Origin of the sequence: Streptomyces sp. NPDC002055, assembly GCF_040296705.1 — a bacterium.
In the GTDB taxonomy this organism is placed as follows: Bacteria; Actinomycetota; Actinomycetes; order Streptomycetales; family Streptomycetaceae; genus Streptomyces.
This window is the reverse complement of the sequence record NZ_JBEOXS010000025.1, coordinates 42,169-67,948: the sequence shown is the minus strand read 5'-3', so window position 1 is coordinate 67,948 and position 25,780 is coordinate 42,169. Positions and strand designations below refer to the sequence as shown.

24 protein-coding genes and 4 pseudogenes are annotated in these 25,780 nt (G+C 72.2%); 14 read left to right on the top strand and 14 right to left on the bottom strand.

Features of this window, described 5'->3' with window-relative positions; all coding sequences use genetic code 11:
* Positions 1-142: 142 nt before the first annotated feature.
* On the top strand, positions 143-1,267 hold the full coding sequence (locus ABT112_RS17670) for a hypothetical protein (protein WP_351510515.1): 1,125 nt from the start codon (positions 143-145) through the stop codon (positions 1,265-1,267).
* Between the two features lie 181 nt (positions 1,268-1,448).
* Here the strand turns inward: ABT112_RS17670 and ABT112_RS17665 are convergent, their stop codons facing one another.
* From ABT112_RS17665 to ABT112_RS17630, 8 genes are all read right to left on the bottom strand, one after another.
* A complete protein-coding gene (locus ABT112_RS17665) occupies positions 1,449-2,027 on the bottom strand; it encodes a hypothetical protein (protein ID WP_351510513.1) in 579 nt (192 codons plus the stop codon).
* Positions 2,024-3,403 carry a hypothetical protein gene (locus tag ABT112_RS17660; RefSeq protein WP_351510511.1) on the bottom strand — a complete coding sequence of 460 codons (1,380 nt, stop codon included), beginning with the start codon at positions 3,401-3,403 and terminating at the stop codon, positions 2,024-2,026. The genes ABT112_RS17665 and ABT112_RS17660 overlap by 4 nt, the downstream gene beginning before the upstream one ends.
* Positions 3,400-4,209: an ABC transporter ATP-binding protein gene (locus ABT112_RS17655; RefSeq protein ID WP_351510509.1), complete on the bottom strand. Its 810-nt coding sequence runs from the start codon at positions 4,207-4,209 to the stop codon at positions 3,400-3,402. The genes ABT112_RS17660 and ABT112_RS17655 overlap by 4 nt, the downstream gene beginning before the upstream one ends.
* Positions 4,210-4,229: 20 nt before the next feature.
* Positions 4,230-5,048 (bottom strand): zf-HC2 domain-containing protein, encoded by an 819-nt coding sequence (locus ABT112_RS17650; protein WP_351510507.1) that lies wholly within the window; start codon positions 5,046-5,048, stop codon positions 4,230-4,232.
* The gene (locus ABT112_RS17645; RefSeq protein WP_351510505.1) at positions 5,045-5,596 is read right to left on the bottom strand and encodes an RNA polymerase sigma factor; all 552 of its coding nucleotides are present in this window, start codon (positions 5,594-5,596) and stop codon (positions 5,045-5,047) included. The genes ABT112_RS17650 and ABT112_RS17645 overlap by 4 nt, the downstream gene beginning before the upstream one ends.
* 154 nt (positions 5,597-5,750) lie before the next feature.
* The gene (locus ABT112_RS17640; RefSeq protein ID WP_351510503.1) at positions 5,751-6,236 is read right to left on the bottom strand and encodes a hypothetical protein; all 486 of its coding nucleotides are present in this window, start codon (positions 6,234-6,236) and stop codon (positions 5,751-5,753) included.
* 4 nt (positions 6,237-6,240) lie between these two features.
* Complete coding sequence (locus ABT112_RS17635; RefSeq protein WP_351510501.1) at positions 6,241-6,702, bottom strand: HIT family protein; 462 nt, start codon at positions 6,700-6,702, stop codon at positions 6,241-6,243.
* A 306-nt stretch (positions 6,703-7,008) separates the two neighbouring features.
* Positions 7,009-8,046, bottom strand: a complete 1,038-nt coding sequence (locus ABT112_RS17630) for a GlxA family transcriptional regulator (RefSeq protein WP_351510499.1) — start codon at positions 8,044-8,046, stop codon at positions 7,009-7,011.
* A gap of 53 nt (positions 8,047-8,099) precedes the next feature.
* On the opposite strand from ABT112_RS17630, the gene ABT112_RS17625 reads away from it, so the two are divergent.
* Entirely contained in the window at positions 8,100-8,495 is a 396-nt protein-coding gene (locus ABT112_RS17625; RefSeq protein WP_351510497.1) for a cupin domain-containing protein, read from the top strand.
* 34 nt (positions 8,496-8,529) lie between these two features.
* Here the strand turns inward: ABT112_RS17625 and ABT112_RS17620 are convergent, their stop codons facing one another.
* Positions 8,530-9,528, bottom strand: a complete 999-nt coding sequence (locus tag ABT112_RS17620; RefSeq protein WP_351510495.1) for an AF_0692 family protein — start codon at positions 9,526-9,528, stop codon at positions 8,530-8,532.
* 90 nt (positions 9,529-9,618) lie between these two features.
* Here ABT112_RS17620 and ABT112_RS17615 point away from each other — a divergent pair.
* From ABT112_RS17615 to ABT112_RS17605, 3 genes and pseudogenes are all read left to right on the top strand, one after another.
* Positions 9,619-9,732 (top strand): annotated as a pseudogene (locus ABT112_RS17615) (IS21-like element helper ATPase IstB); the annotation flags it as partial.
* A 67-nt stretch (positions 9,733-9,799) separates the two neighbouring features.
* A complete protein-coding gene (locus ABT112_RS17610; RefSeq protein WP_351510493.1) occupies positions 9,800-10,441 on the top strand; it encodes a histidine phosphatase family protein in 642 nt (213 codons plus the stop codon).
* A gap of 289 nt (positions 10,442-10,730) precedes the next feature.
* Positions 10,731-10,985 carry a hypothetical protein gene (locus tag ABT112_RS17605; RefSeq protein ID WP_351510491.1) on the top strand — a complete coding sequence of 85 codons (255 nt, stop codon included), beginning with the start codon at positions 10,731-10,733 and terminating at the stop codon, positions 10,983-10,985.
* Between the two features lie 118 nt (positions 10,986-11,103).
* Here the strand turns inward: ABT112_RS17605 and ABT112_RS17600 are convergent, their stop codons facing one another.
* Positions 11,104-12,075: an AraC-like ligand-binding domain-containing protein gene (locus tag ABT112_RS17600; RefSeq protein ID WP_351510489.1), complete on the bottom strand. Its 972-nt coding sequence runs from the start codon at positions 12,073-12,075 to the stop codon at positions 11,104-11,106.
* Positions 12,076-12,506: 431 nt separating this feature from the next.
* Between ABT112_RS17600 and ABT112_RS17595 the strand changes: the two genes are divergently transcribed.
* Positions 12,507-13,616, top strand: coding sequence for a M20 family metallopeptidase (locus ABT112_RS17595; protein ID WP_351510487.1), 1,110 nt, complete (start codon positions 12,507-12,509; stop codon positions 13,614-13,616).
* Between the two features lie 189 nt (positions 13,617-13,805).
* On the opposite strand, the pseudogene ABT112_RS17590 reads toward ABT112_RS17595, so the two are convergent.
* From ABT112_RS17590 to ABT112_RS17580, 3 genes and pseudogenes are all read right to left on the bottom strand, one after another.
* A pseudogene (locus ABT112_RS17590) lies at positions 13,806-14,674 on the bottom strand (heme ABC transporter ATP-binding protein).
* Positions 14,671-15,771, bottom strand: a complete 1,101-nt coding sequence (locus ABT112_RS17585) for a FecCD family ABC transporter permease (protein ID WP_502975379.1) — start codon at positions 15,769-15,771, stop codon at positions 14,671-14,673. The pseudogene ABT112_RS17590 and the gene ABT112_RS17585 overlap by 4 nt, the downstream one beginning before the upstream one ends.
* Positions 15,768-16,814 carry a heme/hemin ABC transporter substrate-binding protein gene (locus tag ABT112_RS17580; RefSeq protein WP_502975378.1) on the bottom strand — a complete coding sequence of 349 codons (1,047 nt, stop codon included), beginning with the start codon at positions 16,812-16,814 and terminating at the stop codon, positions 15,768-15,770. The genes ABT112_RS17585 and ABT112_RS17580 overlap by 4 nt, the downstream gene beginning before the upstream one ends.
* A gap of 90 nt (positions 16,815-16,904) precedes the next feature.
* Here ABT112_RS17580 and ABT112_RS17575 point away from each other — a divergent pair, with 90 nt between their 5' ends.
* From ABT112_RS17575 to ABT112_RS17540, 8 genes and pseudogenes are all read left to right on the top strand, one after another.
* Positions 16,905-18,329, top strand: a complete 1,425-nt coding sequence (locus ABT112_RS17575; RefSeq protein WP_351510582.1) for an HtaA domain-containing protein — start codon at positions 16,905-16,907, stop codon at positions 18,327-18,329.
* Positions 18,330-18,413: 84 nt separating this feature from the next.
* On the top strand, positions 18,414-19,946 hold the full coding sequence (locus ABT112_RS17570; protein ID WP_351510485.1) for an HtaA domain-containing protein: 1,533 nt from the start codon (positions 18,414-18,416) through the stop codon (positions 19,944-19,946).
* A 170-nt stretch (positions 19,947-20,116) separates the two neighbouring features.
* Positions 20,117-20,584 carry a hypothetical protein gene (locus tag ABT112_RS17565; protein WP_351510483.1) on the top strand — a complete coding sequence of 156 codons (468 nt, stop codon included), beginning with the start codon at positions 20,117-20,119 and terminating at the stop codon, positions 20,582-20,584.
* A 651-nt stretch (positions 20,585-21,235) separates the two neighbouring features.
* Positions 21,236-22,528, top strand: coding sequence for a ricin-type beta-trefoil lectin domain protein (locus ABT112_RS17560; RefSeq protein WP_351510481.1), 1,293 nt, complete (start codon positions 21,236-21,238; stop codon positions 22,526-22,528).
* A 183-nt stretch (positions 22,529-22,711) separates the two neighbouring features.
* Positions 22,712-22,876, top strand: a complete 165-nt coding sequence (locus tag ABT112_RS17555; RefSeq protein WP_351510479.1) for a putative leader peptide — start codon at positions 22,712-22,714, stop codon at positions 22,874-22,876.
* A gap of 272 nt (positions 22,877-23,148) precedes the next feature.
* A complete protein-coding gene (locus tag ABT112_RS17550; protein WP_351510477.1) occupies positions 23,149-23,550 on the top strand; it encodes a type 2 periplasmic-binding domain-containing protein in 402 nt (133 codons plus the stop codon).
* A pseudogene (locus tag ABT112_RS17545) lies at positions 23,481-24,242 on the top strand (TauD/TfdA dioxygenase family protein); the annotation flags it as partial. The gene ABT112_RS17550 and the pseudogene ABT112_RS17545, both read left to right, overlap by 70 nt.
* 240 nt (positions 24,243-24,482) lie before the next feature.
* A complete protein-coding gene (locus ABT112_RS17540) occupies positions 24,483-25,469 on the top strand; it encodes an LLM class flavin-dependent oxidoreductase (RefSeq protein ID WP_351510474.1) in 987 nt (328 codons plus the stop codon).
* A gap of 85 nt (positions 25,470-25,554) precedes the next feature.
* Here ABT112_RS17540 and ABT112_RS17535 read toward each other — a convergent pair.
* Positions 25,555-25,689: pseudogene (locus tag ABT112_RS17535) on the bottom strand (haloacid dehalogenase type II); the annotation flags it as partial.
* Positions 25,690-25,780 lie beyond the last annotated feature (91 nt).

Genomic DNA, 25,780 nt, shown 5'->3' with positions numbered 1-25,780 from the left:
TCCGGCCGATGTGACCGAATGCGGCCCGTCTATCGACGCGTACACCGGGGAATGTGTGGTTCCTGTGTCCTTCCGGTGTGTTCGCGAGGAGCATGCCTGCGGACGGAGCGCCCCTTCGGTGCTCCGCAGGAAGGAGACCACCATGCGAAGACCTGTCCGAGCCTGGGGCGCGGCCGCCGTGACGGCACTTCTCGCCCCGCTGCTGACGGCCGTTCCGGCGCAGGCGCGGGAGACGGAACGCGCCGCCGGGACATGCCGGCCCGCCATCCAGGTCCTGGGCACCCTGCCCGGTACCGCGAGCAGCGAGGCCGACCGGGTCAAGGGACTCGGGCCCGGCGGTACCGCCGTCGGCACCTCGCGCGGCCTCCCGGTGTACTGGACCGGCACCCGCGTGCACCGGGTGCCGCTTCCCGCCGGGTACACCGGTGGTGAGGTCGAGGCGGTCAACAGCGGGGGCCTGATGGTCGGCAGCCTCCGGAAGCCCGGCGGGTCCGCCGCGTTCAGCTACCGGGCCGGGGCACGGTCGGTCGCCCTGCTGCCCGGCGGCTCCCGGGCCGCGGACGTCAACGACCGTGGCCTCATCGTCGGCGAGGGCCCGAAGGGCGGCGCGCTCACCGGTGTCGTATGGACCGGCACCCGCGTACTGCGCAGGCCGGCCCTGCCGGCCGGCTACAGGCTGATCGAGGTCACCGGCATCAACGAGGCCGGCCGCATCGTCGGGTCCGGCGAAGCCTTCGCGAACGACGAGTCCTGGACGGCCGGGCTCCTCTGGCCCGCCCGCGGCAACGCCCCGGCCGTGCCGCTCAAACCCTACTGGCCGGCCGGAGTCCCGTACGACTTCTGGTCGCCCGAGGACATCGACGACAGCGGACGGATCGTGGGAACCCACGACTACTCACGGCTGGACATCCAGAGCCCCGTCCACTGGCTGCCGCCCTACGAGAGCGAGACCCGGCCGGGGCTCCTCGCGGGCCGGACCAGCGGCACGTTCGAGGCCGTCAGCCCCACCACGAACGTCAGTGTGGGCACGGCCCAGGACAGCAGTTTCGACGGGCCTTTCCCGCCGGAGTCGGCCCCGCCCGTGCAGGCCCAGATCTGGCCGGGCTCCGGTCCGCTGCTGGCGCTGCCGAGGCTCGCGCGCGACGGCGCCTCCGAGGCGTACGCCGTCAGCGACGACGGCCGTGTCGGCGGCTGGGCGGCCGACGCCCGCGGGGCATCCCGGCCCGTGATCTGGACGTGTGCCCTCGCGCAGGCGTACCAGCCCTGAGCCCGTCCGGCCCGGCGGCCGACGAAGCGAGGCGCGCCGGGGGAGGCCGCACCCCATGACACCTGCCGCACCGACCGGACGTGAGCGTCGGTCGGTGCGGCAGGCGCATCATTCTCCGGGGTGCGGTGTCCGGCCGCCGCGAGGCGCGGCGGAACTCACCGGCGTGGCGCGGCCGGCCGGGCTACCGCTTCGGTCCCGCGACGGCGTAGACCACCGTGCCGACGACGGCGAGGACCAGGGCCGTCCAGGTGCCCGCCGCCGTGCCGGGCGGCAGCACCGTCCAGGCCATCACCTGGAGCGGCACACTCGTCGGGGACGGGGCGAAGAAGGAGAACGACAGCCACGCGATCGGCAGCGTCCACGCGTACTGCGCCCCGCACACCGTCGCCCCGAGCGCGGCCAGCCCCATCAGCCCCGCACTGTCGCGGACGACGAACGCGGTGGTGGCCAGGTCGCCCCCGCCCACGGCCTGCACCGCCGACAGCACCGCGCCGACGACCGTGCCGATCAGCAGCACATGCACCGCCCTCCGGGGCACCCAGCGGACCGCGGCCGTCCGGTCCAGCGCGACATCCTGCCCGCCCAGTCCGACCGACGCCGCCGTCACCCCCGCCACGAGGACGAGGACGGGCACCTGCGGGTCACCGGGCACTCCGCCGCCGTCCCGGGCGAGCGTCCACACCGTCACCGCGCTGAGCACCACCACGGCGAGCGACGCGGGCACCTGCCGCGAACGCGCGTACAGCGTCAGCCACCTCACCGGGAACCGCCCTCGGCCAGCACCTGGAGCGGGTGGTCCTCGCAGGTCACCGCGGCGGCGTGCATCGCAGTGATCCGCGACTGCTGTTCGGCCCGCGGCAGCGCCCGGAGTTCCTTCCACACCGGACGGGCCAACGCGAGCTGGTCCCGCACCCGGTGCTCGGTTCCGCGGAGGGGCTCGAGGCCGCCGAGGACCCAGCCCGCCGCGACACCCTGCGCGGCGATCTCGTCGGGCATGCCGCCCTCGCGATCGCTGCGGGGGGCGCACGTCGGCGCCATGCCCAGGGCGACCAGGGCCCGGGTCAGTCGCTCGCCCTCGGCGTCGGCGACGATCCCGTCGTCGAAGTCGACGAGCACAGCCGTGCGGGACCGCTCCGGCGTCGCGCCCTGCGCCCGCAGGGCGGTGCTCTCCCGGATGGAGACCGGAGCCCGGTCGCCCAGGGCGTCGCGCAGCAGACGCAGCGCCTTCTTGCCGGGGCCCGCGATATCGGCGAGCCGCGCCTGGTGCGTCTTCGCCACGCACACCGGGCCGTCGCACACCATCGCCGCTGCGGCCTTGTCCACGACGTACGTCCGGCGCGCGTCGGCGGGGAGGACGAGCAGGGCGATCGCCGCACCCGCCAGCACGGGGGTGAGGGCGAGCAGCCGGGTGCGCGGGGTCGCGGCGACCAGCAGAGCGAAGCCCGTGGCGGCCATCCCGAGCAGCCAGACCGTCTGCCCGAGGTGCACCGGGACGGAGAGCGTGAGGAGCGTCTCCCGCACCTGCGCCACGGCCGGTGACAGCAGCGAGACCGGGTTCGGCACCCCCGCCTCCGGTACCGCCGGGCTGTCCGACACCCGCAGGAGGTTGGTGAACACGAAGGCCGCCACGGCCAGCGCGGGCGGAGTGAGGGGCGACGGCAGAGCCCGCCCGACGCCCATGCCCAGCAGCGCCCCCGCGACCAGGGACAGGGCCCCCACCAGCGAGACCGGCAGCCAGCCGAGGTGCGTGTACGCGGTGCCGGCGAGCACCTGGACCCCGCCCACGAGGACGAGGAGCGCGAACGCCGAGGCCAGCGTGAGCGCGGTCGCGCCCGCCGGCATGGCAGCGCGGTGCCGGGCGGGCCGCGGTGTGGTCGTCAGCAGTTCGGTCATCCCCGAACGGCTGTCGCGCAGCCCCTGGAGCGCCCCGAACCCCACGGCGAGCGGCCACAGGAGGATCAGCAGGGAGCGGGTCCACATGGCCAGGGACGTCCACTGGGCCGTCCACCGCGCGGTGCCGTTCCACCAGAGTCCGGGAATCAGATACAGGAACGCCAGCGCGGCCGCCAGGACGACGCCACCGGCCCACGGGGCGGCGGACCGCTTCAGTTCGATGCGCAGGACACGGGCGTTCACCAGGCATTCCTTCCCTGCTCGGGGCTGAGCAGCAGCGCCGAGTACCCGCGCTCCAGCGGGCTGTCGCCCACGTGCTCGGGGCCGCCCGCCGCGGCCAGCTCGTCCGGGGTGCCCTGGAAGACCAGCCGGCCCTCGGCGAAGAGCACCACGTCGGTGCAGGCGGCGGCGACGTCCTCCACCAGATGGGTGGAGACGACCACACAGGTGTCCCTGCCCAGCTCCTGCAACAGCTCGCGGAAGCGCAGCCGCTGTGCCGGATCCAGGCCGACGGTCGGTTCGTCCAGCAGCAGGACCGCCGGCTCGTTGACGATGGCCTGGGCGATGCCGACGCGCCGCACCATCCCGCCCGACAGGGCCTTCATCCGGTCGTCGGCGCGGTCCGCCAGGCCCACCCGCTCCACGGCGCGCTGCACCGCCGCGGGGATGTCCGCCGGGGGCACCTCCTTCAGCCAGGCCATGTACTCGACGAACTCGCGCACCGTGAAGCGCTTGTAGTAGCCGAACTCCTGCGGCAGATAGCCGATCCGGCGCCGCAGCGCACGGTGCTCGCCCGTGCCGGTCGCGGACTCGCCGAGCAGCTCCAGGGTGCCCTCGGCAGGGCGCAGCACCGTGGCCAGCGCCCGGATGAGGGTGGTCTTGCCCGCCCCGTTGGGGCCGAGGAGACCGTGCACACCGGTGCCCAGCGACAGGTCGAGCCCGTCGACGGCCATCCGTCTCCGGCCGGCTCTGACCTTCAGACCGATGGCCTGGATCTCCCGCGTATAGGTCGTCGGTGCGATGTCGGCCGCGCTGACCGTGCGCATCATGAGGTGTTCCTTCCCGATGGTCAACGATGGGCTCCCAGCACGGAGTACGCGCCCCTGCGGGCGATCACGACACCGGTACCGAGAGCGAGGATCAGCGCCCACACGGGCAGTCCGCCCGACTGCAGGGCGAACGTCGTACGGCTGGTGGCCAGGGTCGGCGCCACGATCACGGCGGCCCACACGGCCACCAGCGCGACAGCGGCACGGGTCACGCCGATGACCCCGCCGAGCGCCAGGGTCGCCGAGGTGAAGGCCAGGGAGGGCAGCAGCCACTGTCCCGCCGTCACCCCCGTCACCAGGCCGGCCACCAGCAGCGCGGGGACGACCACGGCCAGCACGGACACGGTGCGCCGCAGTACCAGATAGAGCCCGGCCCGGGGTGCCGACGCCGTCAGCTCGTATGCCGGGTCGAGGCCGTGCGACCAGGACGCCGCGACACCGAGCACCGGCAGGACCGGGGCGAGCAGCAGCATCAGCGACACCTCGCCGGGTCCGGTGCCGGCCAGGTCGAGCAGCAGCGCGGCCAGCGTCACGCTCACGACCATGGCCAGCCACGGCACCATCGTGGGCGTCAGCCACCTCGACAGCCGTGCCGGCCGGAGCCGTTGCCGCGGCATCGAGGGGGTGGTGTCCAGCTGCGGTTCGAGGCCGGACCACACGGTGCCGACCAGCGCCGCCACATCGGGCGCCTGTTCCGAGACGGCCGCCGACAGCCGGTCCCGGCACACCCGGCACGCCTCCAAGTGGGCTTCCAGGGCCCACACCTCGTCGGCGGCGATGTCCGTGTCGCCGCGCGCGTAACCGTCGATGATCCGCATCGACGCGTGTTCCCCGCTCATGTCAGCGCCCTCCGCATCGCGATCCGGGCCCGGCGGGCACGGGTCTTGACCGTGCCTTCGGGCAGTCCGAGCAGGACCGCGGTCTCCCGGACGGACAGCCCGTCGAGAACCATGGCCTGCAGTACCTGTCTGAGCTCCGGCGCGAGGCGCCGCAGCGCGTCCCCGACATCGCCGCCGACGGTGGCCGCGAGCGCCTCCTCCTCGGCGGCGGGCGCCATGGGCCGCGCGGCAGCCGCGGGCGGCGGCTCCGCGTGGTGGGCCCGGCGCCGGAACGCGTCGACGAGGCGGCGCGCCGCGATCGTCCACAGCCAGCCCACGGCCGTCCCCCCGGCCACGCTCCCGGCGAACGCGCCCGCGGCGCGCCACACCGCCAGATACGTCTCCTGCATGACCTCGGCGACGATCTGCTCGTCCGCGCACCGGCGGCGCAGCCGCACCGCCATCCACGGCGACGTCCGCCGGTACAGCTCCTCGAATGCGGCGCGGTCGCCCTTGGCCACCAGCCGGACGAGGCGCTCCTCGTCCTGCTCGTGCAGCGCTGCCCTCACTGTTTTCACACCTGCTAGACGCCCGGCCCGCACGGCGGGTTTTCCCTTTGATGTGACCCCTGTCACAAGACGTCTCCGGGTTCAAGGGCCGGCCGTACTGCGTCAGGCGCTGGAGGGTTGGGGGAGCGCAGAGGGGCGGGCCGCACGTGGACTGTCACGGACGGACGCAGAGCAGGCACCCGTCCCAGTGGGGAAGGCCGCTCAGGAGCCGGTGCCGCACGCAGGAGGCCACCAGCGCTTCCTCCGGGCCGGGGAACTCCCCCTGGTCCCGCGGCTCATCGGGAGCCCGGAAGGCCGCCACCAGGTCCCGGAAATCGCGCAGGTAGTGATCGACGTGCGGCGGGTCGTAGCCCAGCTCGTCCCGGCGGTGCCCGGTCAGGGCGAGGTCGATGGCCCGCAGCACGAACTCCCTCGCCTGCTCCGGCGACGGGCTCCAGTCGATGTCCTCCAGGGAGAACCCCACCGTCCCACGGCCCATCATGTTCTGGTCCTGGAGCGTCACCAGCGAGGCGAACCGGAAGTGCCAGGGCGTGGCGGCAAGGTCCGACACGGCGAGCATGAGCACGTCGACGAAGACCTCGGTGCCACCGTTGGACAGGTACAGGGACCGGCCGTCGCCCCCGTCGAACACATTGCCCACCCCGTCACCCCACCGCGCGCCGGCGGGCTCGGCGATCGCCCTGTGCGGCGAGGCCGGCGCGGACCGCGGCGGCGCTCTCGTCGAGCTCGCCCCGCTCCCGTACCCTCCAGTCCGCGTCGATCCGGAAGCTGTCGCCGGCGAAGCGGGGAAAGACGTGCAGGTGCACGTGGAAGACCTCCTGAAAGGCGGCCTCCCCGTCGGCCAGGAAGAGGTTGATGCCCTCACAGCGCAGGTCCGAGCTGCGGAGCGCACCGGCGAGCCGGTGGGCCACAGTCCACACGTGGGCACCGAGCGGCTCCTCCAGGTCCTGCAGGCCCACTGCGTGTGCCCTGGGAACGACCAGCAGATGGCCCGGCGTGACGGGCCGGAGGTCCATGAAGGCCACCACCGCGTCGTCCTCGTGGACGACGCTCGCCTCGGCCCGACCCTGCACAATGGCACAGAACTCGCATCCGTCGGCGGTCATGCTCTCTCCCCGCGTCGGGGAGCAGCCCCGTGTTGGGGGAACTGCTCCGTGGTGGCGAACAGCTCCAGAACAGCAGAGCCCGGCGTCGGTGTGCGAACCGTTTTGTCGTCAGGTGCTCCGCACCGGGGACGTGACCTGCGGCCTGCGGCCGGGGTCCTGCACGCCCGGCCCCGTCGACCGGGCCGACGCGTGCGGCTCTCACCAGGGGCGGAGAGGTCCCGGCTGCCCGCGCCTGTCAGTTCCGGCCGGTGCTCATCGGGGCCGTCGGGCTCCACACGACCGCCGAACCGTCCGGCGCGCCCGGAATCACGCCGATGGCGACGGCCGGGCTCCGGCGCGGGGCACCCGCCTCCCCCAGCCCGCCACCGGGCCGAATCGCTGCCGGTACACCGAAGGGGCGAGTCCGGTCTCACGGCGCATCAGCGCGCGCAGATTCGCCGCGGTGCCCAGCCCACTGCGCCGGGCCACCACCTCGAACCGCGCCTCACCCCGCTCGATCAACCGGCAGGCCAGGGCCAGACGTTCCCCCGTGAGCCACGCCAGCGGCGTCGTCCCCACCTGCGCCCGGAAGCGCCGGTGCAGCGTCGCCGGGCTGACCGCGGCACGGGCGGCGAGGTCGGACACCGTCAGCGGTGCGTCCAGCCGTTCCTGCGCCCAGGCCAGGACCGGCGCCAGGGATTCGTCCGGCAGATCGGGCACCGGGCGCTCGATGAACTGCCGCTGTCCGCCGTCCCGGTGTGCCGCGAAGACCAGGCGACGGCTCACGGAGTTGGCGATCTCCGCGCCGTGGTCGCGGCGGACGATGTGCAGCCCGAGGTCGAGGGCGGCGGCACTGCCCGCGGCGGTGAGGATGTCGCCGTCGTCCACGAACAGCACGTCCTCCTCGAGCCGGACCGAGGGGAAGCGGTCCCGGAAATCCCCCGCCCACTGCCAGTGCGCGGTGGCCCGGCGCCCGTCGAGGACTCCGGCCTCGGCGAGGGTGAAGGCCCCGCTGCAGAAGCCGACCAGACGTGCGCCGCGCTCGTGGGCACGCCGTACGGCGTCGAGGACGGCCGGACGGCGGGGCACTTCGGTGTCGGGCCGGTTGGGGACGATCAGAGTCTCCGCCGTATCGGCCGCTTCCAGGCCGGCGACGCCCGTGAGCGCGAAGAACCCGTCGCGCATCCGGGTGAGCGGCTCGGGCGAACAGAGGCGGAAGTCGTAGAGGTCGCGGCCGATCTCGGGTCTGTGCAGGCCGAACACCTCAGTGGCGCAGCCGAGTTCGAACGGGTTCGAGTTCTCGTCCACGACCACGACGACCCGGTGCGGGGCCCGGGAGCCGTCCTGCGAGGAATCTTGCGGCATATGCGATTCCTAGCACTCACGGCCGCCGTGCTCAACCCGCGAGGATTCCCTCCATGCGCAACGAACCGACCATCCTCAGCGACGCCTTCGCCTCCTTCGACGCTCTCTGGAGCCCCCGCATCGTCACCCGCGTCAACGACTACGACGTGCGCCTCGCCAAGGTCGAGGGCGAACACCTCTGGCACGTCCACGACGACACCGACGAGTTCTTCCTGGTGCTCGACGGGGAACTCCACATCTCCCTCCGCGAGGCCGCCGGCGAGCGCACGGTCCGGCTCCCCCGAGGGGCGGTCTTCACCGTCCCCCGGGGCATCGAGCACAAGCCGTACGCACCCGCCCGCGCCGACCTCCTCCTCTTCGAGCCCACCGGGACACCTACGGTCGGTGACCGCCACGACGAGATCCCGGACCATGTCGACGCGACGACAGGGCACGCCCTCGATCTCTGAGACGGCAGGCACCGGTGGGCCGACAACACTCCCTTCACGGCTCACCGGGTCCAGGCCGGCCACCGTCGGCCGTCGCACGCCGGGCCGCCCACACCAGCAGCAGGCAGGCGAGCGACCCGAACACGGCGTTGCCCACCAGATCCGCCCGTGCGGAGCCGCCGGACTCGGGCCGGACCGGAAAGGCCACCCACACATAGGTGAGCACGGCACCGGCGGCGGCCGCGAACCGATGACGGGCATCCCAGCCCGCCCGGCGGGACCACCGGCTCAGCCACCACCCGCCCGCGGCAACCGCCAGGCACCAGACGACGACCCCGATCCACTCGTACCAGTCGGCGGTTACGACGTTGAGCGGACCCCAATAGGCACTCGTCACGGCCAGCCCCGCCAGGCCCACCCGCCACGGAGCCGGCGCGCGCCCCGGCAACGTCCGGAGCCGCACCGTACGGATGCGGAAGGCCACGGCGATCAGCACCCCGATGACCAGTGCCGTGCCACCGAGCTGGGCCGGTGAAGCGACGAAGTGCTCCACCGCGTAGTTGCCCCGGAAGACCAGCACCGCACCCGCCGCGTACACGCCGGCCACCACACCGAGACCGGCGCGCCCCAGCCATGGGTCGCTGCGCCGCGTCCGGGTCAGCGTCTCCACCAGCGCGATCGGTACGCAGATGCTCCACACCGTGTGCAGCGCGAGCGACGCCTGAGTCAGCTCGACACTCATGCCCGGAAGCGGCAGATAGGAATCGCCGTGCAACAGGTCGGCACCCGCGTAGGAGTCGTTCCACAGCAACTGGTCGACAGGCCCCTCCTCGATCAGTGCGTACGCCGCCGCGAGGAGCACCATCGTCGGCCAGCCGCCGCCACTGCGCCGCCCGATTTCCCGCACGAGCAGGGCCCCACAGCCGTACATCGGCGCCAGCATCACGCCGAGCGGAAGTTCCGCGAGGGTGAGATTGCCCAGCAGGAACTCACCGACGAACGGAGCCAGGAGGAACAAGGCGAACGGGGGCGCGAGGCGGCGTAATAACGGCATGGCGCCAACCGTACGGACCGGCGGCAGCACCGCACGTCCGCCGATGGTCTTCGGGTACGGAACGAAAGTCGCGGCACCGGTGTCTGCACACTCGCCGCGAAACGGGTGAACGAACCGGTCGAGGCCGCCGACGAGAAGCAGCTCAGCAAGACCATCGCCCGCTACGGCCGCGTCGATCATTCGTGCAACGATGAGCTCGGGTTCTGAACCGGCCTTCCGTAGTTGCGGACTGCAATCCGGCAAGAAGCCACCTACAGGAGGGCACACGCTCATGCGCACTCTCTACGTCGTCACCCATCCCGAGGCGACGCACCACGTCGAGGGAATCGTCGGTGGATGGCATGACTCGCAGCTGACACCCGTCGGCGTCCGCGCGGCGACCTCCATCGCCCAGGCTCTGCGGGCCCGGATCCCGGACGGCGCCGAGGTGGAGCTGTTCACTTCGGATCTGCAGCGCACCCTGCGGACGGCGGATGAGGTGGCCGAACTGTTCGGCGTGAAGCCGATTCCGGATCACCGGCTGCGGGAGAAGTCCTACGGCCGGGCGGGAGGAAAGCCGCAGGAGTGGCTGGACCGGCGCTTCGTCCCGCCGCCGGCTGTCGGGGAGCGCATGGACCACGACGAAGGCGTGGAGGGTTCCGAGACCAAGGCCGAGTGGGCGCGGCGCATCTACGCGGCCACGGACGAGATCCTGCGGAACCCTTGCGAGCATCAGATCATCGTGACGCACGGCGGCTCCCTGACGTTCGTCGTGGCGTCCTGGATCAAGATGCCGATCGAGTCGGCCGGCTATGCCAGTTTCCGGGCCCCCTCCGGCAGCATCACCACCCTGCGCGAAGACGACTTCTTCCACAACCGCAACGTCATCAGTCTCGGTGACACCCGCCATCTCGACTCCGCCCGGACCGGCTGACCTCAACCTGGCCCGCTTCGACGGCCCGCCGCCCTCACGGGCGGCGGCCCTCACGGGCGGCGGGCCGTCCCATGCCATGGCGTCATTTCTCGTGAACTTCCCGAGCCTGTCGACCTGCATCTGCTGCCCGAAGTGCCGGACAAACGCTGCTGCCGAAAGTGAACGAAGCCAGGGGTCCGTCGGGGGCCGGGGGCGGGGGCGTCCTTCAGCGATCGTTCGCCGCACCCCTCCCGGACACATCGGTGGCGCCGACGGGCTGCCGGACTGCCGGGCGGCTATGTTCTGGACTGTGGAGACCTCACCGATAACGATCCGGCTCACCCCTGACGAGGCATTGGTCCTCTCGGACTGGCTGGAGCGTGTGCAGATGACCGACCTGGACCGCATGGTCGATGACCCGGCGGTGTGGGCCCCGATCCATAAGATCGCGGGAACGCTGGACAAGGCCCTCCCGTGCATCTTTGCCTCCGACTACGCGGAGTGGCTGGAGGCCGCGCGTCAGCGTCTCCGGCCGGCGGCCGAGGAGGAGGCCGACGCCTCCTGATCATGGTTGTTCCTCCGCCGTCCCCCGCCCGGCTGATGGCTCTGGGGCACGGACGCCTCCGTCCGGCCCCGGGCACCCGGGACGACGCCGCCCGACCCGTAGCGGCCATGATGCCTGCTCATGAGGTGCAACCGGCCTGCTTACGGTGGTCCCGGGGCGTGGAACCGTAGGCGGTGCGGAAGGCGCGGCTGAAGTCCGTCGCGCGGGGAAACCCCCACCGAGCGGCTATGGCGTGAATCGGTGTGGTGCGCAGTGCCGGGTCGGTGAGATCGAGCCGGGCGGCTTCCAGGCGTTGGTGACGTATGCGGGCCCCGACCGTGGTGTCTTCGTTCCGGAACAAATGGTGAAGATACCTGACGGATATGTGGTGCGCCGCGGCTATCCCGGCAGGGGTCAGATCGGGGTCGTGCAGGTTCTGCCGGATGAAGTCCTGAATGCGCAGCAGGAGGGTCCGCTGACGGGTCTCCGGGTCCAGGCAGTTCTCGTCCTCGAGGACATGGGCGAAGAGCGCCGCCACCAGATCCGTCACCACCATTCCCAGCCGGGGCGCGTCGCTGGGCCGATAGGCACTGGTGTCAGCGGTCAGTTGGGTGAGGAATTGCGCCAGCAGTGCGCCCACCCCCGTCCGCCCGTTCATCCGGTGCCCGACCACCTGGCCGGTCCTTCCGTGCGGCAAGGGCACCAGTGCCTTGGGAATCTCGAGGCCCACGCTCCTGATGACCTCGCCGCCCGTAAGGATTTCGTAGGGCACGGAGGAGTCGTTGCAGTGCAGGTCGTGAGGGAGGTAGTGAGCCTCTCGCTTTCCCCAGGTCGCATAGCCCTCGCCCTGCAGCAGGAGGGAGAGGTGGAACACCTCGGGATCGGACTGGCGGATCTGACGGGGCGTGCGCCGGAACGTGAGGGGATGGTAGGAGGCGGGCCACATCGACACCGATCCCAGATCGATCAGGCGTTGGGTGGCCCGGTAGTCATCGGCGTAGTCGCTGCTGAGATGCATGGGCGCATGGGTCTTTCCCATGCGCTCCTGCCAGTAGTCGAACCGGTCGGCCGGCGCCACGGTCTCGCTCCGGAAAAGCACTTCGTTCAACATGTTCTTCTCCCTGTTCCGGTGAGTTTAGGTCAGTCCGCCGCCGGACCCTCCTCCGGGCGGAATGCTGGGCCATTCGCGGCATTAACAGCAGCCGGCGGTCCCGCCGGATCGTGTCGTACGGACCGGTCCTGTTGCCGGCCGTGGGTGCGCCCTCGCCGCTCATGTGGCTTTCCTTCGCTGCTTCCGGAGTATCCAGTGTGGTCATCGACGCTCGCCGACGCCGTCGGGGCCTGCGCCGGCCGCCGCTGCGCAACGGCCGTGAACTGCGCCCACCGGCAGTCCGGTCGGCACTCGTGACGGCCGCCGTCACCGTCGGATTCCGGGCCCCGTGGTCGGGCGGCATCAGCACGCCGGTGCCGCCCGACGCGGCGACCGAGCGTCGGCACGCCGCGCCGATCCGGGACCATCGCATCCTCGGTACCCTGTGCGACGTGACGACGCACAGGACCGTCGGCGTGAGTGTCGACGCGATGATCGAGGACCTCAGGACGCTCGTCGAAGTGGAGTCCCCCTCGCGCGATCTCGACGCCTTGAGGGCTTCGGCCGAAGCCGTCGCCGCTGTCATCGAGAGCCGCCTCGGCGGGCGGGCGGTTCTGGTGGAGAGCGAAGCCGGCCCGCACGTCCACTGGTCGGCCGGCGGCGATCCCACCGTGCTGATCCTCGGTCACCACGACACGGTGTTCCCGCTCGGCACCCTCGAACGCCGCCCGTTCACGGTCCGGGACGGCCGGGCGACCGGCCCCGGAGTCTTCGACATGCTCGGCGGCCTGGTGCAGGGCGTTCACGGCCTGGCGACGCTGGAGGACCGGTCGGGCGTCGAGATCCTGGTGACCGCCGACGAAGAGGTCGGCTCCCGCTCCTCCCGGCCCCTCATCGAGGAACGGGCCCTGGCCTGCGGCGCGGTACTCGTGCTCGAAGGCGCCGCGGACGGCGGACCCCTGAAGACCGGCCGCAAGGGCTGCGGAACCTTCCAGGTCTCCATCACGGGCCGGGCCTCGCACGCGGGCCTCGAACCCGCGGCCGGGGTCAATGCCCTGGTCGAGGCAGCACACCAGGTCCTGGACATCGCGGCGCTCGGCCGGCCCGGCATCGGCACGACGGTCACCCCGACCGTCGCGTCGGCGGGAACCCTGGACAACGTCGTTCCGGCCGAGGCGACCGTCATCGTCGACGTCCGGGTCGAGACGGCCGGCGAGAAGGACCGGATCGAGGCGGCGTTCGCGGCGCTGGCACCACACCTCGACGGGGCCCGGATCGTGGTTCAGGGAGCCATCGGCCGGCATCCGATGCCCGAGTCGGCGTCGGCCGGGCTCTTCGCGGTCGCCGAGCGGTTGCTCCCCGGCATCGAAGGCACGGCAGTGGGCGGCGGAAGCGACGGCAACTTCACCGCCGCGCTGGGAGTGCCCACACTCGACGGCCTGGGGGCGGTCGGGGGCGGTGCCCACGCCGACCACGAGTACCTGCTGATCGACGCCATGGCCGAACGGGCGGGACTCGTCGCCGGACTGGTGAACGCTGTGCGGAACGGCACCCGGAAGTGAACGCGGCCCTGCCCGGCCTGTGAGCGGTCACGCGAGCCCCCGCATCGGCGATCGGAGGCTCCCGGGCGTCCCTCCGGCAGAGCCCGGACACCACCACCCGCAGCCGACTCCCCGCCGATCAGGCACACCAGGTCCCGCTGAGGCCCGGCTTGGGGCGGAGCCGCGCCCCGTCACACGGCGACAACCGCCTCACGAGCTCCGGGCCTGATCCGGCCGGGACGGCGGGGCCCCACTCTCGCGCCGGGGCAGCACGAGCAACTCCGAGGTGCGGGGATGCGGCAGAACCTCCACCGGCTGCCGGTAGACGCGGGTGAGCAGTGCCGCGTCGAACACCTCGCCCGGGGTGCCCTCCGCCACCACTCGCCCGTCGTGCAGCACCGCCGTCCGGTCCGCATGGGCGGCGGCGAGGCCCAGGTCGTGCAGGACCACGACGACCGCGTCCCCGGCGGCAGCCCGCTCCCGGCCCAGCCGCAGGACCAGTTCCTGATGGCGCAGATCGAGGGCGGCGGTGGGTTCGTCGAGCAGCAGGAGCGGGGCCCGCTGGGCAAGGACGCGGGCGAGCGCGGCCCGGGCCCGCTCACCTCCGGAGAGCGCGGAGAACGGGCGGGCGGCAAGCTCGGTGATCTCGGTCGCGGCCAACGCCTCCGCCACGGCCGGTTCGTCCTCGTCCTCGGCCGTGGTGCCTGCCCAGGGGCCCGGCCCATGCGCACGACCTCCGCCACCGTGAAGGGGAAGGAGAGCGTGGCGGACTGGGGGAGCACGGCGCGGCGCAGCGCCAGCTCGGCCGCTGCCCACCGGCCCGCAAGCCGGCCCGCGATGCGCACCGCGCCGGACTCGACGGGCAGATCGGCGGCCAGGGCCGACAGCAGCGTGGACTTGCCGGCGCCGTTGGGCCCCACGAGCGCGAGCACCTCCCCGGCCCGTACGGCCAGGTCGACGTCGTCCAGCACGGTACGGCCGGCGAGCCGCACGCGGGCCCCGCACGCCTCGGCCGCGGTGGCGCCGCGGGGCAGCGGCTCGGGCACCTGCCGGGGCCGCGCCCGGAGCAGCCGTCTCACGCCCAGCCTCCCTGCCCGCGGCGGGTCCTGCGCAGCAGCCAGAAGAAGAACGGACTGCCGAACAGTGCGGTGAGTACACCCAGCGGCAGTTCCGCGGGCTGGGCCGCCGTCCGTGCCGTCAGATCCGCCGCCACCAGCACCAGCGCTCCGCCGAGCGCGCTGCCGGGGATCAGGAAGCGGTGTCCGGGACCGGCCGCCATCCGCAGCAGATGCGGCACCAGCAGTCCGACGAAGGTGATGATGCCCGCGACGGCGACCGCGGCCGCCGTGAGCAGGGCGACGACCAGGATCAGCATCATCCGCAGCCGTTCGACATCCACGCCGAGGTGGCGCGCCGGGCGCTCGCCGAGCGCGAGCAGGTCCAGCTTGCGTGCGTACAGCGGGGCCACGGCCAGGCCGGCGAGCGCACACGGCAGGACCGCCAGCACTCTCGGCCAGGTGGCGTGCGCGAGGGACCCGAGCTGCCAGAACGTGATCTGGGTGAGCTGGGCGTTGTCCGCGCAGAAGACGGCGAGTCCGATGAGCGCCCCGGCGAAGGCGTTGACCGCGATCCCGGTGAGGATGAGGGTGACGACCTCCGTCCGGCCCTCCGAGCGGGACAGCGCGTAGACGAGGAGAACGGTGAGCAGCCCGGCGGCGAACGCGCAGGCGGTGACCGTCCAGGTGCCGAGGACGTCCAGGCCGAGCGCGATCGCTCCGACCGCGCCCACGGCGGCACCGGAGGAGATGCCGATGACGCCCGGCTCGGCGAGCGGATTGCCGAACATGCCCTGCATCAGGGCCCCCGCGCAGCCCAGCGACGCCCCGACCAGCAGGGCGAGCACCACCCGTGGCAGCCGCACGTTCCACAGCACGCTCTCGCCGACCCGGTCGAGCGGGGCCCCGCCCAGGCCGGCGCGGTGGAGGAGCGAGTCCAGCAGACCACCCAGCGGTATCCCGTACGCGCCGAGCGCCGCGGACAGCAGGGCGAACAGCGCCAGGGCGGCGGCGAGGACGGCGGTGAGCACAGCGGTCCGGGTCCCGCGGGTGGTGCGGGCCACGGGGGACTTCGCCTCGGGCGCCGTCGCCCGTGGGGCGTCGCGGGCCGGCGCGCTCACCGGCGGTCCGCGCTGTGCAACTGCCGCACGAGGCTCTTCAGCACCTGGTCGGTACGGGGGCCGTAGTTGAGGAGCACGCCGTCGTCGACGGTGACGACGCGGCGGTCCAGGCCCGCGGGGGTCTCGGCGACGCCCGGCACCTTCAGCAGCCCGTCGACCCCGCCGACGGAGTCGAGTCCCTCGGTCATGACGAGGATCGCGTCGGGCGCCGCCTCGGCGAGTGCCTCGCTGGTGATCGGGGTGAAGTCCTTGGCGAGTCCGGAGGCCTTGCCCGCGTCGACCGCACCCGCGGTCTCCAGGAGCGAACTCGCGCCCGAGCCACGTCCGCCGAGCAGGTACACGGAGGCGGAGCCGCGGACGTAGAGAAACGCGACGCGGGGCTTGCGGCTGGTGGCGGGGATGGCGTGGCGCACCGCCTCGACCCGTCGTTCGGTGCGCTCGCGCAGTTCGGAACCCGCCCGTCGCACCCCCAGCGCCGCGGCCACCGCGTCGATCCGGCGGCCGATGTCGGACATCCGGCGCGGTGGATCGAACACGACGAGCGGGATGTCGGCGTCCCGTATCTGGTCGATGGCCTCGGCCGGTCCGGTGGTGGTGTCGGCGAGGACGACGCCGGGCCTGAGGGAGAGCACACTCTCCGCGGAGACATCGTGGGCACGGGTGACGACGGGCAACTCGGCGGCCTGTTCGAAGGTGGCGGTGATGTCCCGGGCCACGACGCGCCCGCCGAGGCCCAGCGTGAAGACGATCTCGGACAGCGAGCCGCTGAGAGGAACGATCCGGTCGATGTCGTGCACGGTCACCCGGCGTCCGTCGGCGGACCGCACCGTGGCCGGAAGCGTGGGCCGCGGGGTGCTCCGCAGGGGCTCCACCCGGTCGGCGGGACCGGCGGGGGCAGCCTTGCTCTCCGGGCCGGTGCCGCTTCCCCCGCAGCCGGTCAGCGCGAGGAGCGCCAGCAGGACGAACAGGACGGGGAACGGTCCGGCGAGCCGCGGCCGGTGACCCAAGACCCCGGCCGATAAGGGCAGTTGATCCACGGGCAAGCCTCTCCGCGCTGATGCGCTGTTCCGACCTGACGGGATGTAGCTTAGGTTAGCCTTACCAAGCTTCTCCAGGTGTGGGAGGGGCTCGTGATGCTGTCGTTCAGGCCAGTCCGTACGCTCGTCGTGGGCTCCGCACTCGTGCTCTGCGCCGCCTTGCCGAGCGGGATGCTGCCCGGTTTGGCGCCGACCGCCGCCCGAGCGGCGGAGCGCACCGTCGAGGGCGGGCGGCTGGACTGGGGCATCAAGTCCTCGTTCCAGAGCTACGTCACCGGGCCGGTCGCCCGGGGCAGTTGGAGCCTGCGGGGCGGGGCGGCGACGGTCGGCGGCAGCCGGTTCCGCTTCCACTCCGCCCACGGCTCGTACGACCCGGACAGCGGAGCCTTCGACGCGGCCTTCACCGGCGGGGTGCGCTTCGTCGGCCACCGCACACGCGACGGCGCGCACGAACTGGACCTCACCATCAGCCACCCCACCGTGCGCCTGCGCGGCGGAGCCGGCGGCGCGACCCTGTACGCCGACATGACGAGCAAGGCCCGGGGCACGGGGGAGGTCACCACGGCCACCCGGGTCCCCCTGGCCTCGCTCGACCTCAGCGGGGTGACCATGCGCGGCGGCGGCGCCACCGTGACCCTGAACAACCTTCCGGCGAAGCTCACTTCGCGCGGCGCGAAGGCGTTCGCGGGCTACTACACCGCAGGCACGGCCCTCGACCCGGTGAGCCTGTCGGCCGACGTCACGACGGCCGTGCAGAAGCCGGGCGCCGGTCCCGGCCCGAGCAGCGGGCGGGAGAATTCCCCAGCGCGTGGCACCTTCGCGGACGCGGCCGTCGACTGGGGCGTGCGCCGCACCTTCCGCGAGTACGTCAGCGGGCCGATCGCCCGGGGCGAGTGGCGGCTGTCCGAGGGGGCCCAGGACGGTGGCGCGCTGTTCCGCTTCTCCCGCGGCAAGGGGACGTACGACGAGTGCCGGGGCACCCTCCACGCCGCCTTCCAGGGCCGGTTGCGCTTGCGGGGCAAGGGTCTGGACCTCGCGCTGAGCGGGGTGTCCGTACGGGTCGCGGACGGCCGGGGCACGCTGTCGGCGGATGTCACCCACAGCGGCTCGAAGAACCGGGACGTGCCGCTGGCCACCTTCGTGGCCGAGCGGATCCGCCCCGAGAACGGCCTGATCACGGTGGCCGAGGCGCCGGCCGTGCTCACCGCACGCGGCGCCATAGCCTTCGGCGGCCTCTACCGCACGGGCGCCGCCATGGATCCGGTCTCGCTCGCGGTCGCCGTCGACGACCGGGCCGTACTCCCGCCGCTGCCGGACCTCGGCAGCTCCGCGTCCGCCACCCCACGGCCGTCCGCCACGGCCCGGACCGGGCACACCGCCGCATCACCGAAGGCGTCCGACACGTCGTCCCCGTCCGCCGGTCCGTGGGTGGCCGCCGGGAGCGGTGCGCTGCTCCTGGCCGCGGCGGCCACCCTCGTACTCCTGCGCAGGCGCCGCACCACGGCCGCGCCGCGGGACTGACGCCGCCCCACCTCGGCCACGCGACTCCCACCTCTCCTTCTCCGCCGACCGCTCTCATCCGACTCCGCCCAGGAGGCACCGACCATGACCGCCCCTTCGACCACGCCCCGCAGACGCGCGCGGCGCGGTGCGCTGGCACTCGCCGCGGCCGTCGTCGCCGCGACCGCCTTCGGCGCCACCGCCGCGGTGCTGCCCGCCCACGCTGCCGAGGAGGCGCCGAAGCTGGAACTCAAGGACGGCACCCTGGAGTGGGGGGTGAAGGAAGGGTTCCGTAAGTACGTCACCGGGCCGATAGCCCACGGAAGGATCGAGGTGGCCGACGGAGCCCGTCAGGCACCCGGCAACGGCCCGTTCACCTTCACCGCCGGCACCGGCACGTACGACACGTCCACCCACGCCGTGACCACCACCTTCAAGGGCAGCGTCCGCTTCACCGGCCACGCCGGCGCCCTCGACCTCAAGCTCACCGACCTCCATGTGCGGACGAAGGGCACCTCGGGCGCGATCACCGCCGATGTCACCTCGTCCGGCCGGACCAGCAATGATGTCGCACTCGCCGCTCTCGATCTGTCGCAGGTGCGGCCGAGCACCGGGGAGGGCGGCAGGATGACGTTCGCGAACATCCCGGCGAAGCTGACCGCCGACGGGGCCAAGGCGTTCAACGGCATGTACCAGGCAGGGCAGGCGCTGGACCCGGCCACCCTGGCGGTGACCCCGGGCGGCCCGGTCGGGCCGGCTCCCTCGGCCACGCCCCCCACCTCCACGGCACCCGCGCCGACCGCGGCTCCCACCCCGTCGGCCCCCCGGACGGTGCCCGGTCCGGCCGAGGCGCCGGGCAATCGGCCCACGGTCTCCTCCGGCGGGACGCCCGGGATCGCCGACGGCCGTCTCGACTGGGGAGTGAAGAAGTCCTTCCGCACCTACGTCACCGGCCCCGTCGCCAAGGGGAAGATCCGCCTCAGCGGCGGAGCCGTCCGGCACGCGAGCGGCTACCGCTTCCCCGACGGCAAGGGCTCCTACGACGCCGACCAGGGATCACTCGACGCGAAGTTCGCCGGTGCCGTCCGCTTCACCGGCCACCACGGCTCCCTGGATCTGAAGTTCAGCGATCTGAGCATCCAGGTGAAGGGCGCCAAGGGCGCACTCGTCGCCGATGTCTCCTCCAAGGACCGGGAGACGGGCAAGGTGACCCACAGCAGCGACGTCCGGGTGGGCGCCCTGACGGTGGGCTCCGGCTCCCTCGAAGCGGAGGGCGACCTCATCACCCTCGAGAAGATCCCGGCCACCCTGACCGCCGACGGAGCGAAAGCGTTCGGCGGCTTCTACGCGGCGGGCGACGCCCTCGATCCGGTCACCGTGGCCGTCTCCCTCGACGAGGCCGCCCGGCTGCCCGGCGGCACCGGCAGCGGCTCCGGGACGGTCGGATCGACCGAGGGTACCGGGGGAGCCGTGACCGGAGGCGATGTCACCGGCGGAACCGGATCCCTCGCCTCCACCGGCGCGGGCGTCCCCGGCGAGGCGCTGGGCTGGGCCGCCACCCTGGTGGCGGCCGGCGCCGCGGCCGTCCTCCTCGCAGCCCGCCGGAGCACCGGATGCGCCGCCTCCACCGAATCCTGACGGCACGTCACAGTCGCCTGCTGCCCCGGGCGGCCGTGACACCGAAGGGCTGCGCGCGCCGCCCACGCCCCGAGGTGGCTGCGCGCCGCCTCAGGAACACCAACCGCATCAGCAGACGCTCCCTCCGCGAAGCATCCCCGCCGGGACGGGGCCGTTCCTATGCTGAGGGGATGGAGTGGACGGCCTTGGCCGCAGTGGTGCTGGGCGGTGCGATCGGCGTGGGCAGCACCCTGGCCACGGACCGGGCCCGCTGGCGCAGGGACAGCATGACGCAGGACCGCGAAACGCTGCGGTCGGTGTACGTGCAATACCTGGAGGCGCTGGCCCAGGCGCGCGACGTCGTCTCCCATGCGAGCCGCGAGGTGAACCGGCCCGAAGAGGAACGCCGGCACATGGTCTGGACGGTCTTCCAGGACCACGAGGTGTACGCCAAGCAGTACGCGCTCGAACTGATAGCGCCCCTCGACGTCGTGGAGCAGGCCCAAGAGGTCGCCGCCGGGCTCCTGGCCTACCGCGAAACGGTCGTGCGCGGCGAGACGTGGAGCGATGCCGACTGCACAGCGGCACGGCGCGCCTTACGGGAGTCCAGACGCGCCTTGATGACGGCCATGCGCACATCCCTGGCCCGCCCGCAGTAGGCGCACCGCTCGCGGGGAGCGTCGGCCGTCGGTGATGGGGGAGGACGTCCTGCTCGAAAGTCCGCTCCACGGCTTCGAGCGGGCGTGTTCGACGGGGTTGACGCCACGACCGGATGGTCTTGACGCCCCGACCGGCAGGAATACGTCTGCGACCGCCAACCGCTGCTCACCGGTCGCACGGACCGGACCGTCTCTCGTTCGTGTGTTCGCGTGTGCACTAAGGTGTTCATCCTGGCGCACCGAGCGCCCGCGCCGTACTGAACTCCCTACGCGCGGGCCGCGGTTCGTCGTGCGAACGGGGACGCACGAACACCTGCCGAGGAGCCACACATGTCCGAGAAGCCCAGCGAGGCCGCCCTGACCGCAGGTGTCCGCCCCCCACTCCCCGGCAGCCCGCTGTGAGACAGGCGGACCAGCCGCGGCCGCTCAACCGGGCGACGCCGTCCGAACGCGGGGATCGGGGACAGGAAGTGCGTCCTCGGCGTTCCGACTGTTCCCGGTGACGGCTCCGGGGCGGGAGACAGGTGTTGGCATGCGCCTTGCGCCTGCCGCTTGTCCTGCCCGCCCGTGCCCGGTTCCGTGCGGACGGCGCTGCCCGGGATCAGTGGTGTTGACCAGCGAATGTTCTTCTGCGAAAGGAAAAACGGGGACGTGCGCTTCACAGGAAAGCGTCGCATATCCATCGCCGTGTGCGCGGCGGCAGCGATCGTGGGGAGCCTGCAGCTCTCACCCAGCGCCTTCGGCACCGACGACGAGGAGCCGGGGGCCGCACACCGGGCCGCGGCACCGTCGAGCACCATGGCAGCCCACTCGGACTCGGTGGACTCAGGGAGCTCCGACACCGACGGGACGACCTTCGAGCAGGGCGTCATGGCTCTGCGGGAGGCGCCCACGCCCCGCGCGGCCGCGGCCGCGCCGCCCCATGGCGAAGGGTGGAAGCTGACCGGCGCGACCAAAATGCTGCCGGGCGGCTACACCATCAAGTTCTACGACCAGAAGGCCGTGGACTGGCTGGCCCGCTATGTGAAGGCGACCGCTGCCGACCTGCAGCACGTCACCAACCTCCCCTTCACCGTGGATACCCGGCCGGTGGGGTGGGACTACCGCAGGCCCAAGGGTGAAGTCGTCATCGGAGTCCTGAAGCGTCCGTGCGTGCCGCCCAAGGACGGCGGTACCGGATGGAAGGTCGTGCACGACGGCTCGGGGAGCCCGAACCTCAGTTGCGGTTTCTCCGCAGCGTCGCTCCCGTCCACGGTGACCAGCGGACATGCCTACATCGACAGCGAGTTCTTCACGGCGGACGGCAAGCCGACGCCCTCCATGGGCGAGACGTACATGCGCAACCACATCAGCCACGAACTGGGGCACACACTGGGGCTGACGCACGCGAATCGCAGCTCGACGCGCGGCGATTGCGTCAAGGGCAGCGACTCCGGAGAGAAGCCCGTCATGTGTACGCCTGCCATGGCCTACCAGGACAAGCGGGCCGGCTCCTACGTCCAGCAGTTCGATGTGCAGGGACTGCGCTTTCTGGCCCGCGGCGCCGGAGCGACGCCACCCCCGCAGGGCAAGGTGACCGGCCTCGGCGGCAAGTGCCTCGACGTCAAGGGCGGCAAGGCGGCCAACGGCACGCAGATCCAGCTCTTCACGTGCAATGCCGGCGTGGCGCAGTCCTGGATCGTGGGGAAGGACGGCACGTTCCGTGCGCTCGGCAAGTGTCTCGACAACGCACGCAACGCGAGCACCGACGGCAACAAGATCGGCCTCTCCGACTGCCACGGCGGGGCGGCGCAGCGCTGGTCGGTCAACGCCAAGGGCCAGATCGTGCACGTCGCGTCGGGCAAGGTCCTCGACGTGACCGGCGGCAGGACCACCAACGGCACCAAGGTCCAGCTCCACGCACCGAACACCAACAAGCGTCAGATCTGGGCCGCTCCGAAGTAGCCGGCCGAGGACACCCCCGACCGACGTGAGGGGCCGAGCCGGGCATCAGCCCGGCTCGGCCCCTTTCGCGTGCGCGCGCACTGCGGCGCGGCCGGAACTCGGGCGACGTGACGGCGGGAGCCGTCCGGCCGGAGAGATCCGCGGCATCACGTCGGCACCTGCGCGGACGGCGAAACCAGCCTGATGGAGGGTAAGGAATCCGCCATGCGAGATGGAATCCGGCAAGCGTTGACGAGGGCTGAACGCGCTGCCATCCTGCTGTACGTGAGCCAATCCGAGAATTTCGTCGTGCGTCTGCACGTCGATCTGCGACGCCAAGCCAGCGCCATCTGTGCCGTTGGCCGCTGAGTCGGTCGCGCTCGACTCTCTCACTCTTTTTCCCGCTCGGCATCCGAGGGTTTCCGCTGCCCCTGCAGCGCGGTGAGACCTGCCTTCGCCATCCGTTCCTCAGCCTTCCTCGAATCTCCCTCATGAGGTGACGGGAAAGGCCGCACGGTGATGCATTCGCTCACCCGTGCGCGGATTCATCGGACCATGCCGTGCGGTGATTCGGCCTGCCCTTCACGTCGCCTTCCGCAAGGGATCCCTTCATGCCTGCAGCTCGTTCCAGACGACAATTCATGACGCTACTCGGCGCCTCGGCCGCAGCGGTGAGCTGCGGCAGGTCCGCGGGCGGCTCATCCGGGAAGCAGGCCCGAACACTCCGGTACCAGGGCTGGGCGGGCCAGGTCATCGTGCCGGAGCTCGCCGAGGACCTGGGGTATCTGGGTGATGTGAGGCTGGACTGGGTCGGCAACACGATCAGCGGCCCCCAGGACATCCAGTCCGCCGCCACGGGGCAGATCGACTTCGGAGGAGCCTTCAACGGCGCGGTCGTCAAACTGGCCGCGAACGGCGCCCCCATCACGTCCGTCATCAGCTACTACGGCTCCGACCAGCACGCGTACAACGGCTCATCTTCCGCGACCAGCACCTGGACGACGCCGCCCAGCTCCGCTTCGCCTCCCTCTTCGGAGAGCTGACCACCGCGCACCCCACGGTGCCGTCCGTCGAGGAACAGCCCAGCATCCTGCCGGTCGACGCCGAGGAGGGCATCCGTGCCAACCACTGGCACACCGACGTCACCTTCGTCCGCACACCGCCGAAGGTGTCCACCCTGCGCGGCATCGTGGTCCCGCCCTACGGCGGCAACACGCTCATCGCCAACTCGGGCGCCGCCTACCGGGACCTGCCCCAGCCGCTGCGCGAACTGGCCGACAAGCTGTGGGCCGTCCACACCAACGACTACGACTACGCCGCCCCCAAGAGCGACAAGGCGGCCGAGCACCGCAAGCGCTTCGTCTCCCGCAAGTACCGCACCGCCCACCCCGTCGTCCGCGTGCACCCCGAGACCGGTGAACGCGGCCTGTTCATCGGTGGGTTCGCCCAGAGCCTCATCGGCCTCGGCCCGTCCGAGTCCCGCGATCTGCTGCGGATCCTCCAGGCCTATGTCATCCGCCCGGAGAACATCGTGCGGGTCGCCTGGTCCCCGGGCGACGTGGTGCTCTTCGACAACCGCATCACCCAGCACTACGCCCCCGACGACTACGGCGACCTGCCGCGTCTGCTGCACCGGGTGACGGTCGCGGGCGACGTCCCGGTCGGTGCGGACGGCGAGCGCAGCTACGTCCTCGAGGGGGACGAGGCCGGCCACTACACCCCGGCAGTCGCCTGACGACCTGTCACCTACTCGGCTTCATGAGGGCGCCCGCCCGGTGTGCACCTGCCGCACACCGGGCGGGCCGCCCACATGCGCGCCGCATCAGCCACCCCGCACCCGGTCGACGACCTCGCGCCGACATTCGCCGGTCGCCTGCCCGTCACGCCGGACGGCGGATCGGGCGCATCCCGCGTTCCGGGTGGCGTTGCCGGATGTCATGCCCTTCGCCGGACGAATGATCTCTATGCTGACGGCATGTTCGACATACCTCTTTCGGCACTGGAAGTCGCGATGGTCCGGACGGGCACCCGGGCCCTGGACACCCTGCGCGACACCGCGCCCTTCGCCCAGGAGCTGGAACGGCTGGGCTATCACCGGATCTGGTACGCCGAGCACCACCACTCGCCCGCGATCGGCGCGTTCCCTCCCGTGGTGCTGGCCGCGCACGCTGCCGCCACGACCTCGGTGATCCGCCTGGGCTCAGGCGGTGTGCTGGCCCCCAACCACGCCCCCATCACACTGGCCGAGCAGTTCGGAACGCTGGCGGCCCTGCACCAGGACCGTATCGACGTGGGCATCGGCCGCGGCCCCGGCACCTTCGACGAGGCCACCGCACGGGCACTTCGCCGCGGAGCGGGACCGGCGACGGACGCCGAGTACCGGGACGACGTGGCCGCCGTCCTGTCGTACCTGGTCGACGAAGTCGCGCTCGGCCCGTTGCCCGAACCGTGGCTGCTGGCCTCCAGCCCCGCGGACGCCGCACTCGCCGCGGAACTCGGCCTCCCGGTCGCCGTCGCACACCACATCCGGCCGGAGAACACCCACGCGGTCCTGGACCGCTACCGGTCGGCGTTCACCCCGTCCCGCTGGTGCGCCCAACCGCGGGTGCTGGTGTGCGTGGAAGCGGTGTGCGCCGAAACGGAGGAGGAGGCCGCGTGGCGCGTCGGACCCATGGACGTCGTCAAAGCCGGGCTGCTCAAAGGACTGAGCGAGACACCCTTTCCCACGCCCGCGGCCGCGGCCGCCCACCCGTTCACGGCGGGGGAGCGACAGGCGCTGGCGGACTTCCGCGCGCAGCAGGCCGTCGGGACACCCGAGACCGTCGTCCACCGGCTCTCCCGACTGGCCGCCGAGACCGGAGCGGACGAGCTGATGCTGACCACCCCCGTCCACGACCTCCGTGACCGTATCCGCTCCTACGCACTCATCAAGGAGTACGCCGGGACGACGACAGCACCGTAGGAACCATGGCGAAATGCCGAGACCTGTGGGCAAGCGTGTCACCGGGCCTCGTCATGCCGGCGCGGAGGAACGCGGACCGGCCTGGCTACCTCGCCGTCAGCGCGGTGACCAGTTCGCCCAGTCCGTTGAACTCCCAGTCGAAGTCATCGGAGCTCGTCGGCGGATCGCCGACCGGTCGCTGAACGTAGGCGGTCCGCATGCCCCTCGCCTTCGCTCCGCGCGGGGTGCGTTCACGGCCCGCCACCGCTGCGTCGCCGCGCTGCACGGTCTGAGCGGACTCGACGAGCTGAAGACCATCGCCAGGGCGGCGG

What these genes read in the sequence shown, in the direction of transcription:
- ABT112_RS17625 (WP_351510497.1), top strand. Translation starts at nt 8,100, where the DNA reads ATGCGCAACGAACCGACCATCCTCAGCGACGCCTTCGCCTCCTTCGAC.
- ABT112_RS17555 (WP_351510479.1), top strand. Translation starts at nt 22,712, where the DNA reads ATGGAGGGTAAGGAATCCGCCATGCGAGATGGAATCCGGCAAGCGTTG.
- ABT112_RS17540 (WP_351510474.1), top strand. Translation starts at nt 24,483, where the DNA reads ATGTTCGACATACCTCTTTCGGCACTGGAAGTCGCGATGGTCCGGACG.
- ABT112_RS17650 (WP_351510507.1), bottom strand. Translation starts at nt 5,048, where the DNA reads ATGAGCGGGGAACACGCGTCGATGCGGATCATCGACGGTTACGCGCGC.
- ABT112_RS17610 (WP_351510493.1), top strand. Translation starts at nt 9,800, where the DNA reads ATGCGCACTCTCTACGTCGTCACCCATCCCGAGGCGACGCACCACGTC.
- ABT112_RS17570 (WP_351510485.1), top strand. Translation starts at nt 18,414, where the DNA reads ATGACCGCCCCTTCGACCACGCCCCGCAGACGCGCGCGGCGCGGTGCG.
- ABT112_RS17620 (WP_351510495.1), bottom strand. Translation starts at nt 9,528, where the DNA reads ATGCCGTTATTACGCCGCCTCGCGCCCCCGTTCGCCTTGTTCCTCCTG.
- ABT112_RS17565 (WP_351510483.1), top strand. Translation starts at nt 20,117, where the DNA reads ATGGAGTGGACGGCCTTGGCCGCAGTGGTGCTGGGCGGTGCGATCGGC.
- ABT112_RS17575 (WP_351510582.1), top strand. Translation starts at nt 16,905, where the DNA reads ATGCTGTCGTTCAGGCCAGTCCGTACGCTCGTCGTGGGCTCCGCACTC.
- ABT112_RS17655 (WP_351510509.1), bottom strand. Translation starts at nt 4,209, where the DNA reads ATGATGCGCACGGTCAGCGCGGCCGACATCGCACCGACGACCTATACG.
- ABT112_RS17635 (WP_351510501.1), bottom strand. Translation starts at nt 6,702, where the DNA reads ATGACCGCCGACGGATGCGAGTTCTGTGCCATTGTGCAGGGTCGGGCC.
- ABT112_RS17550 (WP_351510477.1), top strand. Translation starts at nt 23,149, where the DNA reads ATGACGCTACTCGGCGCCTCGGCCGCAGCGGTGAGCTGCGGCAGGTCC.
- ABT112_RS17670 (WP_351510515.1), top strand. Translation starts at nt 143, where the DNA reads ATGCGAAGACCTGTCCGAGCCTGGGGCGCGGCCGCCGTGACGGCACTT.
- ABT112_RS17600 (WP_351510489.1), bottom strand. Translation starts at nt 12,075, where the DNA reads ATGTTGAACGAAGTGCTTTTCCGGAGCGAGACCGTGGCGCCGGCCGAC.
- ABT112_RS17630 (WP_351510499.1), bottom strand. Translation starts at nt 8,046, where the DNA reads ATGCCGCAAGATTCCTCGCAGGACGGCTCCCGGGCCCCGCACCGGGTC.